We start from the raw sequence: 16423 nt of genomic DNA, 5'->3' as shown, positions 1-16423 counted from the left end.
GCTCTCAGGCCGTCCGGGCGCCCCTGATCCGGCGCCACAGGCTCGGGGCCACGCCGACCAGCACGGTCAGGGCGATCGCGGCGACCACGCCCTCCCACGGCTCGGGGAACAGCGAGCCGCCGAGGATGCCGATCAGCTGGTACGTCACCGCCCAGGCGAGACAGGCCGGAAAGTTGCCGCGCGAGAAGCGGCGCAGCGGCCACTTCGCCATCAGACAGGCCAGCATCACCGGGATGCGTCCCGCCGGCACCAGCCGGGACAGCACCAGCACCGTCGTGCCGTGAGCGGCGAGCTTGCCCTGCGCCTGCGCCAGCCGCTCCTCGGGCGCCCGCGAACGTATCGCCTCCAGCCAGCGCGAGCCGTTCTTCGACCGCATCCCGCGCCGCCCCAGCCAGTACAGGGCCGCATCCCCGCAGAACGCGGCCAGCGACGCCGTCACGAACACCAGGAGCAGGGAGAACGGCGCCTTCTGGTGGAACGCGACCACGGCCGCCGTACTCACCAGCGCCCCTGTCGGCACCACCGGCACCAGCGCGCCGATCAGCACCAGCAGGAACAGCGACGGATAGCCGAGCGCCTGCTGCGTGGCCTCGGTCGGTATGACCGTCGTGACCGCCGCGGTCGACAGGGTCACCGCGCCTCCTCCAGGCGCACGCTCTCCCCGTGCCCCAGCCGGTGCACGGCCACGCCCGGCGCACGCTCCGCCGCGAGCCGCACGAACTCCTCGCCGGGCGCGTGGAACTCGTGGGGCCGCACCGCGTCCATGCCGATCGGCCAGTAGGTGCCGTAGTGCACCGGCACCGCGCTGCGCGGTCCCAGCCGGGCCAGCGCCTCGGCCGCCCGCCCCGCGTCCAGGTGCCCCTCGCCGAGATGCGGCCCCCAGCCGCCCACCGGCAGCAGCGCCACGTCGACCGGCCCGACCTCCCCGGCCATGTCCTCGAACAGGCCGGTGTCCCCGGCGAAGTACGTCCGTGCCTCGCCCTCGACGACGTACCCGAGGGCGGGGGAGGAGCGTCTGCCGACCGGCAGCCGCCGGCCGTCGTGCCGCGCGGGCACCGCCCGTACCCGCACGCCGCCCACGGACGTCTCGTCACCCGGCTCCATCTCGCTCAGCCGTAGATGCCGCAGCCGACGCAGCCCGGGCACGGCGCGCGGCGCGCCCCTGGGCACCAGCAGGCGCGTGCCCGGCGCGAGGCGCTCCAGCGACGGCACGTGCAGATGGTCGGCGTGCAGGTGGGAGACGAGCGCGACGTCGGCGTTCCAGGCCCCGGGCGGGGGCAGCGCGCCGCGACGGCGGCGCAGATGCGCGAGTCGACGTGCGAACAAGGGGTCGGTGAGCACACGCACGTCCGAATCCTCGACCGTGCAGGTCGCGTGACCCCACCACGTGATCTCCACCGGCACCTCTTTGCCTCCTTCGCGCGACTCCCCCGAAGCCTACGGGCAGGAGTAGGGTCGGCGACTGAACCCGGAGGTGAGGGGGACGCCATGGGACCGCTGCGGGTCATGCGGGTCACCGCGATCGCGAGTCTGACGCCGCTCGAGGAACTGGACGCCGATCCCTTCCTGGTGGACTCCCGCAGCCAGCACGCGATGTGCGCGCGCTGGGCCGCGGAACGCGGACACGTCGTCAGCCGGGAACTGCTGGTGCGCGGACTGCGCGCCGACCACAGCGTGCTGTGGGACGGGGTGGTGCCGGGCGTCGACCTCTTCGTCGCGCCGAGCCGCCGGGTGCTGGAGAGCGCGCTGTCGTCCGTCGAGGAGTTCACGGCCGAGTGCGCGCGGCGCGGGGTGCGCGTGGAGACGGTCGGAAGCGCCGAACCCGCCTACGACGCGCAGATGAAGGCCCGGGTGCACCGCAGGCTGTCCATGCCGACGGCCGGCTACGACGGACGATAGTCCCCGGGGTGCCCCTCGCCGCGGTATGGCAGGGTGGAGGACGGCTCCCACAGGCGTCGGGGCCGGAACGCGAGGTGTGCGGGGCGTGCGTGCGGTGCCTGGGGTGCGCGGGGTGCGATGGCGGCGGGCCGTCAGTCAGGCCGGGCGGAGCGTCGCGGTGTGGGCCGTCTCCACCCTGACGATGCTCGTGCTGGCGGGGATCCTGCCGGACTTCCGGCTGCAGTCGCCCGACGGCGACAGCGCCACCACCATCGCCATGACCGCGGCCGTCGGCGCGGGCGTCTTCGGCGTGCTGTCCGCCCTGGTCTGGCCGCTGCTGGTCCGCCTCCTGCTGCTCGTGCCGGCGCTGGTCCTCGGCCTGCTGGTGTTCTTCCTCAACGGCTCGCTGCTGCTCCTCGCCCTGCGGCTGAACCCCTCCGGGCAGAGCGAGGCGGCCCCCGAGACCGCCGTCATCGTCGCCGCCGTGATGTCCGCCGTCGCCTCCGCGACGGGCGCAGCCCTGGCCGTACGCGACGACGACGCCTACCGCCGGCGCCTGTACCGCCTCGCCGACCGCCGGCGCAGGAGCGGCCCCGCCTGCCCCGCCACCCACGGCGCCGTGTTCCTCCAGCTCGACGGCGTGGGCCACGACGTGCTGGTCACGGCCGTGCGGAAGGGACTGATGCCGACCGTAGCCCGGTGGCTGGGCGACGCGCCCGCCGACGGCGGCCCGGGTGCACCGGGGAGCGCGCCGCGGGCCACGCACCGCCTCACCCTCTGGCGCACCGACTGGTCCAGCCAGACCGGCGCCAGCCAGCTCGGCATCCTGCACGGCAGCAACCACGACGTGCCCGCCTTCCGCTGGTACGAGAAGGACACCGGGGAGGTGATGGTCTGCAACCGTCCGACCAGCGCCGCCGAACTCCAGCGCCGCGCGGTCGAACGCACCGGTGACGGCGGACTGCTGTCGGCCGACGGCGCCAGCCGCGGCAACCTCTTCGGCGGCGGCGCCGACGAGCAGGCGCTCGTGCTGTCCATAGCCGCCGGCCGGCGCAGCCGCGAGACCCGCTCGCGGGCCGGCTACTTCGCCTACTTCAGCGACCCGGCCAACGCCGTGCGCACCGCCCTGTCGTTCGTCGCCGAGGTCGTCCGCGAGATCGGCCAGTCCACCCGCGCCCGGCTGCGCGGCGACCGCCCGCGCGTCGGCCGTGGCGGCCTCTACCCCTTCGTCCGCGCCTTCGCGACCGTCGTCGAACGCGACGTCGTGGTGGCCGCGGTGATGGGCGACATGCTCGCCGGGCGCAGCGCCGTCTACGCCGACCTGGTGGCGTACGACGAGGTCGCGCACCACTCCGGGCCGCTCGGCCGGGACACCGAGCAGGTCCTCGGCCGGCTCGACCGGGCGCTCGCGCTGATCGAGACCGTCGCCGAGCACGCTCCCCGCCCCTACCGGATCGTCGTCCTCTCGGACCACGGCCAGAGCCCCGGCGAGACGTTTCGCACCCGCTACGGCCTCACCCTCGCCGACCTGGTGCGGGCCGGCTGCGGACTGCCCGTGCCGCGCAGGGCGGAACGCACCCACAGCGGAGCCGAGGCCCGCGCGGCCGTCCGTGCGGCGCTGCGCCGCCCCGTGGAGAAGACGGCCGGGGGCCGCGAGCCGTCCGGCCGCGGCTCGGAGCCGGTGGTGCTGGCCTCCGGCAACCTCGGCCTGATCTCCTTCCCGGACGTCCCGCACCGGATGAGCAAGGAGGAGATCGACGCCCGTCACCCCGCGCTGCTGTCCACCCTCGCCAACCATCCCGGCGTCGGCTTCCTGCTGGTGCGCAGCGAGGAGCACGGCGGAGTCGTCCTCGGCGCACACGGCGCGCAGATCCCTCTCGACCGGCTCGACGAGACCCCCGGTCCGCTGGCCGCGTTCGGGCCCGGCGCGGCCGACGCCGTGCGCCGCACCCACACCTTCCCGCACACCGCCGACATCATGGTCAACTCCAGCCATGACCCGGCCGACGGCGAGGTTCTCGCCTTCGAAGAGCAGATCGGCTCGCACGGCGGCCTCGGCGGCGCCCAGGCCCGGCCGTTCCTGCTGTCGCCGCTGGCCCTGTCCGCGCCGGCCGCGGACGGCGTTGAGCTCGTCGGCGCGGAACACGTGCACCGCGTCCTGCGCCGCTGGCTGCGCGAGTCCGACGGCCCCCAGGTCCCGCTGGAGACGGCACGCGAGGAGCCGGCCCGTGAGGAACGCGCCGCCTGAAGACGGCTGCGCCGGGCAGCGCGCGGGACCACGGCTTGTGTGCGGGTCCGTTCGCCGTCCCGCCCACTCCCGCACCCCTCGCTTCCCCCGAGGACCTTCGCCGTGCGGCGCAGGCCGCCGTCGCCGTCACCCCTCCCGCGTCCCCTCCCGCGTCCCCTCCCTCCTCCCCGACCTCCTCCTCGGCCTCGGCCTCGGCGTCGGCGTCGGCGTCGTGCGGCCAGTGTTCCCCGGGGGCACCCGGCCTCGGAATGTCCTCACCAGTCGGGGAGTTCGCCTCTCTCCCGGCGCGCACCTCCCGGTGATCGCCGACGGCCGGTGCGACGTCCTGCGGTGCGGCGCGAGCACCTCTGCGCGCCGCCTCGCCGACGGCTGCCGTTCACGGCGCGAGGGCCGGTGTTCCGGGTGCGGTGAGGCGGAGTGTGATCGGATGGGGGCACGCAATCCCGTCCACCGGGATCCCCATGCGAAAGGAAGAAACGTGGCCACCACGCGCTCCGCACACACCGTCTGGGAAGGCAACCTGCTCGAGGGCAACGGGGTCGTGACCTTCGACTCCTCCGGCGCCATCGACCAGCAGCCCGTGACGTGGGCCGCCCGTACCCAGGAGGCGAACGGCAAGACCAGCCCCGAGGAGTTGATCGCGGCAGCCCACTCCAGCTGCTTCTCCATGGCCTTCTCGCACGCCCTGGCAGGTGCGGGCACGCCGCCCGCCAAGCTCGTCACCTCGGCCGACGTGACCTTCCAGCCGGGCGAGGGCATCACCGGCATCCACCTGACCGTGGAGGGCACGGTGCCCGGTCTCGACGAGGACGGCTTCCTCGCCGCCGCCGAGCAGGCCAAGGTCAACTGCCCCGTCAGCCAGGCCCTGAAGGCCGTCCCGATCACGCTGTCGGCCAAGCTCACCTGACCGGCCGCCCTCGCCGGGCACGCCGGGCCGCCCCCGACGGACGGTCCGCGCGCCCGGCCCGGGCGGGCCCGCCCGCCTCGTCGTTCGGACGAGGCCGGTCAGACGAGGCCGGTCAGACCCCTGATCGCCGACTGGGCCCACTCCTGCGCTCCCACCGCCGTTCCCGCCGCCAGGCCGGTCGCCACGGGGGCCAGGGCCCCCTTGAGCGTGGTGACCGCACGGCGGACGCGGCCGGGCTCGGGGGAGTCCGAGCCGGTGATCTCCGCGATGACCTCCTCGGCCGCCGTCGCGGCGTCCGTACGATCGCGGTCGGCGAGGCCCGCCCCGGGCAGCTGCCGGAGGAGATCGTTCACCAGCGCCGCGAGTGCTTCGTAACCGGGCGCGACCGAACCGTCGTTGATCTGCTGGTTCTGCGTGACCGTTCCGTTGTTCCAGGCCAACTGGGCGTTCGTGACACCCTTGTTGAACACCGGGCCGTCGTAATGGTTCACCTGCTGCGCATCGTTCGCGTCGTTCGGTACGTTCGGGTCGTTCACCGGCTGGCTCCGTCCGGGTCGGTGGGGTCGGTGGGGTCGGTGGGGTCGGTGGGCGAGGCGGGGGAGGCCGGAGCGCGTCGGGGCCGATCGCCATGGGCGTCGGGGCCTGCGTCATCGGACCGCTCGCTCCGCTCGGGTCGCCCGCTCCGGCCGTCCGGTCGGCTCTGATGCGTCTGCTGCTGGACGACGTTGGCGTTGCCCCACGCCAACTGGGCACTGTGGACCGCCTCCACGAACACGGGGCCGTGGTAGTTGTTCACGATCGTCGGCGGCGGGGCGGGCTCGGTGATCTCCCTGACCGGCAGCGTCGTACGCAGCGAGACCAGCTGGACGCGCCCGTTGTGCTGCACCGCCGTGCTCGACGTCCCGGTCACGGAACAGTCCACCAGCCGGCCGCCGCACTCCTCGTCGCAGCGCAGGCCCGCGGCCGCACAGTCCTCGAAGCGGCTGCCGGCGACGTCCAGATACGCGGAGCCCGTCCCGCACAGCCCGAACGACTGCGCACCCGTCACCGTGAGGTTGCGGGCGACGAGCCGTGCCGTACCGAACGCCAGGGCCCCACCGCTCTCCACCCCCGTGACGGTGCAGTCGTACAGGTGCAGTTGCGCCTCCTCGCCCGCGCCGAAGCCCAGCAGCCCGCGCTCGGCCGTGGACGCCCTGAGCGTCACCCGGGACTGGCCGACAGCGGCCACGGCGATCATGTCGAAGTCACCGAAGACCACGCCGGTGAGCTCGGCCGTGGTGCCGCCGTTGCCCTTGGCGTCCAGGCCGAACGGGCAGCGCTCGACACGGACGTCCTCGAACACGGCCTTGCTCTCGTCCCAGACCCGCAGTCCCACGCCGGTCAGGTCCTGCACATGGCAGCCGGTGAACCGGCCCCGGGCGCGCTCGGTGACGGCGATGCCGACATTGCCGCCCGAGACGCGGCAGCCGCTCACCCGCGGAGCGCCGCCGCGCGTCGACAGCACCGCGACGTTGCCCGCGTCGACGACCTCGCAGTCCTCGAAGGCGCCACGCCCCGCGTCCTGGACGTGGATGCCCGTGTCGCGGCACCCGGTGAAGACACAGCCCCGCACCTGCGGGTCGGCGCCGCCCGCCACCACGATCCCGTTCTCGGCGTCGACGACCCGGGTGTCCAGGACGGCGCCCCTGGACTGCTCGACGAACTCGAGCGCAGCCCCGTGCACACCCTCGATCCGGCAGTCCTCGACGGTCAACTCCGCCTGCGCGTCCGCGATCACCGCTGTCCGCTCGGTGCCGGTGATCTCGCACCCGGTGAGCTGCGCCCAGGCGTCGCTGACGCGCACCCCGTGGATCCCGGCGCCGTCGATCCGGCTGCTCCGGACCGTGAGCCGGGCGCTCTCGACCGCCGCTACCGCGTTGTCGGCCGCGTCGGCGAACCGGCACCGCTCGATGAGTCCGGTGCCGCCGGCGAACACGGTCCGGCCGAACCGGAACGCGCTGTCCGTCAGGGTCGCGGAGGCGCCCGGCGCCACATGCACGCACACCCCGTGGTGCGCCCGCACCTGGGCCCTGTCGAGGGCGAGGAATCCGGTCGCGCAGTGGACGACTCCGGCGTCGGCGTCCCGGCCGGTCAGCACGAGGCCGCGGACCACGACCCGCCCGAGGGCGGTGAGCACGGTGCCCCGCGGCCGGCCCACCAGCACGGAGCCGGGTTCGCCGGCCGCCACCAGCTCGACCTCGCCGCGGACCGTGAGCTGCTCCTCGTACCTGCCGGGCGCGATCTCGATCCGCGCGGCGCGTCCGCGCGCGGCCGCGGCCCGCAGAGCGGACCCGATGTCGGGATGCGCGCCGCGGCCGCCGCCCGGGGAGACGACGTACTTCCTGACCATGTCCGCCTCCCCCGAAGCGCCTGTTCGCACATCACCGTCGAGCGCCCGTGCGGGTCCGTTGACTGCCCGTCACCGATGCTACCCGAGCGGTGCTGCCGTGCCGGGTGTGCGACGAGAGGCCTTCACGGAACCCGTCGCGACGCCCGGCCCCCGGCCGGATCCCGCCGCCGACCGCCCCGGCGCGCTCTCGGGCGCGGGACTCCGGCCGGGTTCAGATGCTGTCGCGGGCGTCCCGCAGGATCTGCTTGGTGTGGTCCGCGGTCGCGGCGTGCGTCGTCATGTGGTCGAGGACCTCCAGGTGGGCGGAGACCTCCTTGCGGACGTCGAGGTAGAGCGCGCCGGTCAGATACTCGGTGACGACCATGTCGGGCAGCTCGGGCTCGCCGAAGCGGAACAGCGAGAACGGGGCGGACGTCCCGGGGTGCGGACCCGCGGCGAACTCGGAGACCTGCAGAGTGACCCGGTCCCGCTCGGCGAACTCCATCAGCTTGTCCAGCTGTTCGGCCATCACGGCGGCGTCGACGCTCACCGGCCGGCGCAGCACCGTCTCGTCCATCACCACCCACAGACGGGGCGGGTCGGCGCTCTCCAGCAGCCGCTGGCGCGCCATGCGCAGGGCCACATGCCGTTCGAGGGAGTCCGGCGTCGTGCGCCCGACGGTCCCCGCCTCGAGCACCGCCGTCGCGTAGGCCTCGGTCTGCAGCAGCCCGGGCACGAAGTGCGGCTCGTACGATCGGATCAGCCGTGCGGCGCCCTCCAGGCTCACATACAGGCTGAACCACTCCGGCAGGACGTCGTGGTAGCGCTGCCACCAGCCGGGCCGGTTCGCCTCCTCGGTGAGCGAGACGAACCCCTCCGCCTCGTCCCGGGGGACGCCGTACGCCTCCAGGAGGACCTGCACGTACGGCACCTTCAGCGCGACGTCGGCCGTCTCCATGCGCCGTACGGTCGCCGGGGCGACGCGCAGGGCACGGGCGGCCTCGTCGCGGCTGAGGCCGGCCGCCTCGCGCAGTTCCTGCAGCCGTCTGCCGAGCACCACCTGGCCCACCGTGGGCGCGGGCCGTCTCTCACTCACCCCACGTCTCCCCTGCGTGTTCGAGGCACGCGGGCCAGTGTGTCACGTCCCGGCCGTGATCTCACGGATAGCGGAGTGGTGCATTCACCCGGTTCCACACCGGCTGATCGGGCGTCAGTCGGTGAGGTCGCGCAGGTACTTGGCCGTCGCCGGGTCGGCGGGCAGGAACGTCTCGACGGCGAGTTCGGCGACCGTCACGTCCATGGGGGTGTTGAAGGTGGCGACCGAGGAGATGAAGGAGAGGATCCGCCCCTCGTGCTCGATCCGCATCGGCAGCGCGAAGTACGGCACGGGCTCGCTCGGCTCGCCGGCCGGCTCGGTGTGCGCGACCGGATAGGCGGCCACCTCCTCGTACAGCTCCCGCAGCGGCTTCGAGCGGTACAGCGCGATCTGGCGTTCCATCTGTGCGAGCAGGTGATCGCGCCACTCACGCAGATTGCGGATGCGCGGTGCGAGACCTTGCGGGTGGAGGGTGAGACGCATCGCGTTGAGCGGCTGCGTCAGCAGGGATTCCGGGACGCCCTCCAGCAGCATCGCGATGCCCCGGTTGGCCGCCACCACGTCGTAGCGGGCGTCCATGACCAGCGCCGGATACGGCTCGTAGCCCTGGAGCAGCCGCTCCAGGCCCGAGCGCAGCGCGTCGAGCGCCGGGTCGTCGAGCGGGGTCTGCGGGAACCGCGGCGCGTATCCGGCGGCCAGGAGAAGGGCGTTGCGCTCGCGCACGGGCACGTCGAGCTGCTCGGCCAGCCGCAGCACCATGTCCTCGCTCGGTCGCGAGCGACCCGTCTCGACGAAGCTGACGTGCCGCGCCGAGGAATCGGCGCGCAGCGCCAGCTCCAGCTGACTCATCCGCCGCTGTTCCCGCCAGGCCCGCAGCAGTGGGCCCACGCCCCGGCCGCCGGCATCGGTGGGGGTGGCGGACCCGGCGGGCCCGGCAGGGCCGGCGGGGGCGGATTCCGTGCCGATCGCTACAACGGTCATGCCCACGACCGTAGTTCACTCTCCGGGAGGTCACGCGCCCGTCCGGTCCCGGCCGGTGTCCGACGGCATCCGTCCGGTCCCGGCCGGTGTCCGACGGCATCTGTCCGGCCCCGGCCGGTGTCCGGCGGCGCGCGCGGAGCCGGCCCGGGGGGGACGACGGCCGCCCTGGACGGTCGTACGCACCGCGCAGCCCTGCTGACCAGCGCCGTACCGGCGTTCCTGTGGCACGCTGGACGGGTAGCGACACCCACGAAGGGAGCCGGTCATGGCCGAACCGCTGTCGCGGAGCGAGATCGAGGAGCGTCTGGGCGAGCTGCCCGGCTGGTCCCTGGTCGACGGCCGCCTCACCCGCGCCTACCGGCTCGACTCGCACTTCGCCGCGACCTCCCTGGTCATCCATGTCGCACAGATCCAGGAAGAGCTCAACCACCACTCCGAGCTCACCCTCGGCTACAACACCGTGTCGCTCAGTGTGCACACCCACAGCGCGGGTGGCGCCGTCACCGGTCTGGACGTCGAACTCGCCCGCCGCGTGGAGGCCGCGGCCCCCGCGCACGGGGCGCACTGACCCGCGCGGCGGGGGAGGGGGACGGGCGCGGTGCTGGACTACGACGAGGAAGCCGAACGCTACGACACCCTGCGCGGCGGGGAGCCCCGGGCCGCCGCGGCGGCGGACGCCGTTCTCGGCCTGGTGCCTGGCGGCGCGCGCAGCCTGCTGGACGTCGCGTGCGGCACCGGCATCGTCACCCGGCGGCTCGCCGAGGGACGGGCCGGCCTGCGCGTGACGGGCGTGGACCGGGCCCCGGCCATGGCGGGCCATGCCGCCGCCCGGCTGCCGGGCGCGGTGGTCCTCGCCGACGCCCGCCGGCTGCCCTTCGGCGCGGGGCGGTTCGACGCCGTCAGCAGCGTCTGGCTGCTGCACCTCGTGGAGGACGCGGCGGACGGACGGCGGATCGTCGCCGAGTGCGCCCGGGTGCTGCGTCCGGGCGGGGTCTACGTCACCACGGTCGACAAGGGCGCGTCGCACAACGTGGGCAGCGACATCGATGTCGTCCTGGCCTCGCGCCCCCGCCGGCCGGCCTCGGACGCCGCCGCGCTCGTGGAGTCGTACGCCGTCGAGGCCGGCCTGGTCCCCGCGGGGCAGGCCCGCTTCGCAGGCCGGGGGCAGGGCCGCAGCCCGCGCCGGGCCATCGCCGACCTGCGACGCGGTTGGTTCGTCACGCTGCCGCCCGGCCATCCGCTGGCCGACGGGTTCGCCGCCCGCCTCGCGGCCCTGCCCGACCAGGACCGGCCTCGCCCGGATCCCGTGTTCGCCCTGCAAGCGTTCCGGAAGCCGCTTTCCGCCCGGTTGCCGGAGGGGGGCCGCCCGGGCCCGCAGGACGTCTGAAGCCGGCCGCTCGACCCGGCAACTCGGTTGTCCGCGGCGGCGACTGAAAGAGCGGAACCCGCCCGTCCCGCTCAGGAGGTACGTCTCGTGCAGCAGCCGCACCCGCACCTGCACTCCCCTCGGCAGTCGCGACCACCGCGGACCGAGCAGTCGCCGCGGTCGCGTCCGCGCAGTCACCGCAGACGAAGGGCCGTCCTCACCGCGCTGGCCTGCGCCGCCGTCCTGCTGGGCGCCGGACCGGCCGCCCTCGGCGCCGGCGCGTCCCCCGCACTCGAGCACGCGCGCGGGGGAGCGGCCCCGACGGCCGCGACCGCTCGCCAGGTCGAGGCCCTCGACCGGGGCGTCGTGAGCGTGCACACGGACAGCGGCAACCTGGTCAGCTGGCGCTGGCTCGGAACCGATTCCGACACTGTTTCCTTCAACGTGTACCGGGCCGGCACGAAGGTGAACCCGACGCCGGTCACGGGCTCCACGAACTACTTCCACTCCGGCGCCCCGGCGCAGGCCGACTACACCGTGCGGGCGATCGTCGACGGCGTGGAGCAGCCCGACTCCGTCTATGCGGTGCAGTTGCGCACCGGCTACAAGGACGTTCCGCTCACGCCGCCGCCCCCCCCCACGACCCCCGACGGCGTGGCCTACACCTACGAGGCCAACGACGCCTCCGTGGGCGACCTGGACGGCGACGGCGCGCTGGACTTCGTCCTGAAGTGGCAGCCGACGAACGCGAAGGACAACTCCCAGTCGGGCTACACGGGAAACACTTTCCTCGACGGTCTCACGCTCGACGGGACCCGACTGTGGCGGATCGACCTGGGCCGCAACATCCGTTCCGGGGCCCATTACACGCAGTTCCAGGTCTACGACTACGACGGCGACGGCCGGGCGGAGGTCGCCGTGAAGACGGCCGACGGCACGGTGGACGGCGGCGGCACGGTGATCGGCAGCCCCTCCGCCGACCACCGCAATTCCAGCGGGTACGTCCTGGCCGGCCCCGAGTACCTGACCATGTTCAACGGCCGGACCGGCCGGGCGATGCAGTCCGTCGACTATGTCCCCGCGCGCGGCACGGTCTCGTCCTGGGGCGACTCGTACGGAAACCGCGTCGACCGTTTCCTTGCCGGAACCGCTTACCTGGACGGTTCCCGCCCGTCGCTGATCATGGCACGCGGTTACTACACGCGTACGGTGATCGCCGCCTGGGACTGGCGCGGCGGCGCCTTCACCCGCCGGTGGACCTTCGACACCAACTCCTCGTCCAACACCGGCAAGGGCTACGACGGCCAGGGCTCCCACAGCCTCTCCGTCGGGGACGTCGACGGAGACGGCAAGGACGAGATCGTCTACGGCGCGATGGCGGTCGACGACAACGGCAGCGGTCTGTGGACGACGAAGACCGGACACGGCGACGCCCAGCACCTCGGCGACCTCGACCCCTCGCACCCGGGCCTGGAGTACTTCAAGGTGTCGGAGTCGGCCGGTCAGCCCGCCGAGCTGTACATCGACCCGGCGAACGGCGCCGTGAAGTGGAAGCTGGCGGCCTGCTGCGACAACGGCCGCGGAGTCGCCGGCGACATCTGGGCGGGCAACGCCGGCGCCGAGGTCTGGTCGGCGTCCGACGGCTCGATCCGCGACGAGGCGGGCGCGACCAAGGGCCGGGAGCCGTCCTCCGTCAACTTCCTGTCCTGGTGGGACGCCGACCCCGTGCGCGAGCTCCTCGACGGCACCCACATCGACAAGTACGGGCCCACCTCGGACACCCGGCTGCTGACCGGCGCCGGCGTCCACTCCGACAACGGCACCAAGGCGACCCCGTCGCTGTCGGGGGACATCCTCGGCGACTGGCGCGAGGAGGTCGTGTGGCCGACCGGCGACAACAGGGCCCTGCGCATCTACTCGACGCCGTACGAGACGGGCACGCGGATCACGACCCTGCTGCACGACACGATGTACCGCACCGGCCTGGCCTGGCAGAACACCGCCTACAACCAGCCGCCGCACCCGAGCTTCTTCCTCGGCGACGGCATGGCCACCGCGCCCAGGCCGCGGGTGTACACGCCCTGACGGAGCGGTGGGGGGGCTCCGCCCGGTCGGGGCGGAGCCCCCTCGTCACGTTGGTGCGGCAGGTCAGTTCAGCGCCTTGGGCACGTCCCCGTAGAACTTGATGGTGGGCCAGCCCCGCGAGGCGAGCAGCTCGTTGATCGCTCCCGCGACGTCCAGGGCGGTGACCTTCTGCATCGTGGGCGAGGGCATTTGGTCGATGCTGAACGTCATGCTGATGTACCCCTCCTCCGGACCCGGCGGGGTGGTGCCGCGGAACTGGATGCCCCCGCCCCAGTCGTCGTCGGCGTCGGCGGTCCGCTCGGTGACGCCGGCCTGCTGGGCCGTGGCGGTCCGGTCGGTCACGTCTGCCTCCTCGGCCCGGGCCGACCCGGCGGACGTGAGCACCGCGCCCGCCGCGGCCGTACTCGAGTACCCCAACAGGGCACGTCTGGACACTCCCATGGTTCCCCTCCCCGTTCTCCCGCCCCCAGGACGGAGGCGGGATCGATCGTATGAGCGAAAAGGGGGCCATGGTGCTGAACGAGTTGGTCCGGTTGGCGCCGCGGGTCTCACCCCACCGTGCAGCTCCGGTCGCCGAGTCTGAACGCCGTCGGTCTGGCGTTCGTGCCCGACCAACTGCCCGTGAAGCCGAAGGCGACGGACGAGCCGGCCGCCACGTTGCCGTTCCAGCCGATGTTCTTGGCCGTCACCGTCGAACCCGACTGGGTGTAGTCGGCGTTCCAGAGCTGGGAGACGCTCTGACCGCCTGCGAACGTCCAGTTGAGGCTCCAGCCGGACCAGGCGCTCGTGCCGGTGTTGGTGAGCCTGACGTCCGCCTGGAAGCCGCCCGACCACTGGTTGGTGATCGTGTACGTCACCGCGCAGCCGCCCGTCGGGGTGGGCGTCGGGTCCGTGCCCCCGCCCCCGCCCCCGCCCCCGCCGGCGTCGGAGGTGTCTCCGTAGATCACACCCCGGCCGTTCGTCGAGACGTACACGCGCCCGTACACCCGAGGGTCACCGGTGATCGCCCCGCCCGTCCAACCCCACTGGTGGGCGTCGTCGTTGATGCGGGTCCAGGTGACACCCCTGTCCGTCGAGCGGAAGACGCCCCGGACACCGGCGATCTTCGCGCTGGTGTAGAGCGTCTGGTACGAAGCCCCTGCGGCCGCCTTGCCGAATCCGATCGTGTCGGCCTGCTCCACGGACGACAGCTTGCTGAAGGTGGCTCCGGAGTCGGTGGAGTGCCACAACCCGTACGCCCCGTCGCTCGCCCCGCCGGCCAGCCAGACGTCGCCCTTGACGCCGGGCAGCGCCTTGAACCGCACGCTGTCGCCGCTGGGCAGACCGCTCGCGGCGGACGCGGTGAAGGTCGCTCCGCCGTCCGAACTCACGTAGAACTTGCCGGACTTGAAGCCGTAGAAGGTTCTGGCGTCGACGCGGTCGGATTCGACGACCGCACCGGCCGGGATGCCGCTGGACGCTGACCACGAGGTGCCGAACCCGGCGGTGTACTGCACGCCCGCGCCCGCCGGACTCCACACGAACCGGCTGCCGTCCGCGGATGCTGCGACCGTGCCGCCTCCGCTGACGCCCGAAGGGTCGGTTCCCGCGAACCAGTTGGCCCCGTTGTCCGTGGAGAACGCCACATGCGGACCCGAGTCGAGATCGCCGACCCGTACCACGGTGTCGGGTTTCGTCTCGGCGTAGTCCAGGCTCGTCGTCGTCGTGAAGTTCGGGGAGGTGAACATCATCGACGGCGCCTTGGTCAGGTCCGTGTGGCGGAAGCCGCCGATGTCGCCGAGGGCGCTCAGCAGCGGTGCGCCGGCCGGGGGAGAGGCGAGGTCGTTGACCGCCGTCTCCTCCAGCCCCTGCACCATCGGCCGCACGGTGAACTGCCCGCCGCTGTCCCAGTCGGCGAGGTTCTCCGTGCCGTAGATCGTCGCGCCCGTCCCGTACATCATGCGACTGGAGTTGAACGGGTCGATCTCCAGCGCCTCGGTCATCCAGCCGAGTTTGGGCGACTGCTCCGGCGGCGAGGGGTTCGCGCCCCACGTCAGCCACGGCGACGAGGAGACGTCCATCGTGAAACGGTTGGAGCGGTTGGGGTACGAGGTGTAGTCCCAGGCCTTCGTCCAGGCCCCGCCGCTGTTCGTGGAACGGAAGATCTGGGTGTCCGGCCACCAGGCGCTGTAGGCGGTGGCCATGACGGTGCCCGGCTTCTGCCGGTCGACCGTCAGCCCGCTGAAGCCGTAGTAGGTGTCGGCCTCCGCCACCGGGGAGATGTCCGTCCAGGTCCCGGTGGCCGTCGCATAGCGCCACAGCCGGCCCTTGCCGCCGTCATAGGGGCCACCCTTGTCGCTGTAGGCCAGGTACAGATAGCCGTTGACGGCGTCCAGCACGCCCTTGTGCGCCAGATATCCCGTCGGCTGCCCGGCCAGCCGAGACCAGGTCGCGCCGGCGTCCGTCGAGCGGTACACCGCGTTGTCCTTGTCCGCCACCCCGACGTAGATCGTCTTCGTGGCGGCGCCGGACGTGCCCGTGGACTCGTCGAAGGTGACCCACACGATGCCCTGGTTGTCGGACGCGTACCCGCTCGTGTCGGTCGGATCCTGCTGGTAGTTGCCGACGTTGGGGAAGTTCGCCACCTGCGACCAGGTGACGCCCGAGTCCGTCGATCGCCACAGGCCCTTGCCGCTCGGCGCGCCCAGGTACAGCACGCTGTCGCGGTTGGGGTCGACCGCGAGCCGCTCACCCATGCCCCGGCCCGGCATGTTCCCGCCCAGCTTGAAGGGCAGGTCCGTCTTCTGCCAGCTCGCGCCCTGGTCACCGGACCGCAGCACCGCCCCGTTCCCCGGGTCCCAGCTGTTGGTGTAGGTGCCGACCGCCGCGTACACCTTGTTCGGGTCGACGGAGTCGGAGGCCAGGCTCACCACGCCGGTGTGTCCCCAGTCGGCCCAGCCGACCGAGTCCAGCAACGGCGTCCAGGTCTTGCTCGACTCCTGCCACCGGTACGCGCCGCCGATGTCGGTGCGCGCGTAGGCGAGGTTCTTCTCCTTGCGGTTGAAGACGATGCCGGGGACGAAGCCGCCGCCGTCGATCCGGGCGTTCTTCCAGGTGTACGACTCGGCGGCCACTGTCGTCTGCGGGCTGCCGGACGCGGCCAGTACGGGCGGACTGCCCGCGATGAGGCCGGCGGCGAGCGCCAGTACGGCCGTGAGGATGCGGGTTCTTCGCACGGTGGGGGTCCTTCCTCGCGAAAAGCCATGGGGAGGAGACGGGGTGCGTGGGGAGAGGGATGCGCGACGTTCAGGACGTGCGGGATGCGCGGGATACGCGGGATGCGCCGGATGTGCGGGACGGGCGAGGCGCGCGGTGCGGGATGCGCGGGACGGGCGAGGCGCGCGGTGCGGGAGGTTCGGTCGCCTGGGGTGCCGGGCGTGAGAGGAAGTGCAGTGGCGTGAAACTGACACGGCGTGACGTGCGACTGCCGGGCGGCCCCCTGTGCGGGTGGGGGC

14 protein-coding genes are annotated in these 16423 nt (G+C 73.1%); 6 read left to right on the top strand and 8 right to left on the bottom strand.

The window, feature by feature from the left end; translation table 11 throughout:
• Positions 1-4: 4 nt before the first annotated feature.
• Both ACN6LD_RS24800 and ACN6LD_RS24795 read right to left on the bottom strand, forming a co-directional pair.
• A complete protein-coding gene (locus tag ACN6LD_RS24800; protein WP_319191029.1) occupies positions 5-634 on the bottom strand; it encodes a DedA family protein in 630 nt (209 codons plus the stop codon).
• The gene (locus ACN6LD_RS24795; RefSeq protein WP_319191027.1) at positions 631-1404 is read right to left on the bottom strand and encodes an MBL fold metallo-hydrolase; all 774 of its coding nucleotides are present in this window, start codon (positions 1402-1404) and stop codon (positions 631-633) included. Before ACN6LD_RS24795 ends, ACN6LD_RS24800 begins: the two co-directional genes overlap by 4 nt.
• An 84-nt stretch (positions 1405-1488) precedes the next feature.
• On the opposite strand from ACN6LD_RS24795, the gene ACN6LD_RS24790 reads away from it, so the two are divergent.
• The 3 genes from ACN6LD_RS24790 (at position 1489) to ACN6LD_RS24780 (ending at position 5033) form a co-directional block, all read left to right on the top strand.
• Entirely contained in the window at positions 1489-1899 is a 411-nt protein-coding gene (locus ACN6LD_RS24790) for a hypothetical protein (RefSeq protein WP_057582176.1), read from the top strand.
• Between the two features lie 103 nt (positions 1900-2002).
• Entirely contained in the window at positions 2003-4126 is a 2124-nt protein-coding gene (locus ACN6LD_RS24785) for a phage holin family protein (RefSeq protein WP_445044329.1), read from the top strand.
• Between the two features lie 478 nt (positions 4127-4604).
• Positions 4605-5033, top strand: coding sequence for an OsmC family protein (locus ACN6LD_RS24780; RefSeq protein WP_319191024.1), 429 nt, complete (start codon positions 4605-4607; stop codon positions 5031-5033).
• A gap of 98 nt (positions 5034-5131) precedes the next feature.
• Here ACN6LD_RS24780 and ACN6LD_RS24775 read toward each other — a convergent pair whose 3' ends face one another.
• From ACN6LD_RS24775 to ACN6LD_RS24760, 4 genes are all read right to left on the bottom strand, one after another.
• The gene (locus tag ACN6LD_RS24775; protein WP_319191022.1) at positions 5132-5569 is read right to left on the bottom strand and encodes a hypothetical protein; all 438 of its coding nucleotides are present in this window, start codon (positions 5567-5569) and stop codon (positions 5132-5134) included.
• Positions 5566-7422: a right-handed parallel beta-helix repeat-containing protein gene (locus ACN6LD_RS24770; protein WP_445044307.1), complete on the bottom strand. Its 1857-nt coding sequence runs from the start codon at positions 7420-7422 to the stop codon at positions 5566-5568. Before ACN6LD_RS24770 ends, ACN6LD_RS24775 begins: the two co-directional genes overlap by 4 nt.
• A gap of 211 nt (positions 7423-7633) precedes the next feature.
• Complete coding sequence (locus tag ACN6LD_RS24765) at positions 7634-8497, bottom strand: helix-turn-helix domain-containing protein (RefSeq protein ID WP_445044306.1); 864 nt, start codon at positions 8495-8497, stop codon at positions 7634-7636.
• Between the two features lie 114 nt (positions 8498-8611).
• Positions 8612-9478, bottom strand: coding sequence for a helix-turn-helix domain-containing protein (locus tag ACN6LD_RS24760; protein WP_445044305.1), 867 nt, complete (start codon positions 9476-9478; stop codon positions 8612-8614).
• A 265-nt stretch (positions 9479-9743) separates the two neighbouring features.
• Here ACN6LD_RS24760 and ACN6LD_RS24755 point away from each other — a divergent pair, with 265 nt between their 5' ends.
• The 3 genes from ACN6LD_RS24755 to ACN6LD_RS24745 all read left to right on the top strand — a co-directional run bounded on the left by ACN6LD_RS24755 (position 9744) and on the right by ACN6LD_RS24745 (position 12929).
• Positions 9744-10046 (top strand): 4a-hydroxytetrahydrobiopterin dehydratase, encoded by a 303-nt coding sequence (locus ACN6LD_RS24755; RefSeq protein ID WP_319191014.1) that lies wholly within the window; start codon positions 9744-9746, stop codon positions 10044-10046.
• Between the two features lie 30 nt (positions 10047-10076).
• Positions 10077-10865, top strand: coding sequence for a class I SAM-dependent methyltransferase (locus ACN6LD_RS24750; protein WP_445044304.1), 789 nt, complete (start codon positions 10077-10079; stop codon positions 10863-10865).
• Between the two features lie 108 nt (positions 10866-10973).
• Positions 10974-12929: a rhamnogalacturonan lyase gene (locus tag ACN6LD_RS24745; RefSeq protein WP_445044328.1), complete on the top strand. Its 1956-nt coding sequence runs from the start codon at positions 10974-10976 to the stop codon at positions 12927-12929.
• 63 nt (positions 12930-12992) lie between these two features.
• On the opposite strand, the gene ACN6LD_RS24740 is transcribed toward ACN6LD_RS24745, so the two are convergent.
• Together ACN6LD_RS24740 and ACN6LD_RS24735 are read right to left on the bottom strand one after the other, a co-directional pair.
• On the bottom strand, positions 12993-13271 hold the full coding sequence (locus tag ACN6LD_RS24740; protein WP_445044303.1) for a hypothetical protein: 279 nt from the start codon (positions 13269-13271) through the stop codon (positions 12993-12995).
• A 206-nt stretch (positions 13272-13477) separates the two neighbouring features.
• Complete coding sequence (locus ACN6LD_RS24735; protein WP_445044302.1) at positions 13478-16144, bottom strand: cellulose binding domain-containing protein; 2667 nt, start codon at positions 16142-16144, stop codon at positions 13478-13480.
• Between the last annotated feature and the right edge of the window lie 279 nt (positions 16145-16423).

This window comes from Streptomyces sp. SAS_272 (assembly GCF_052543235.1).
This window is presented reverse-complemented; position numbering and strand designations above follow the sequence as displayed.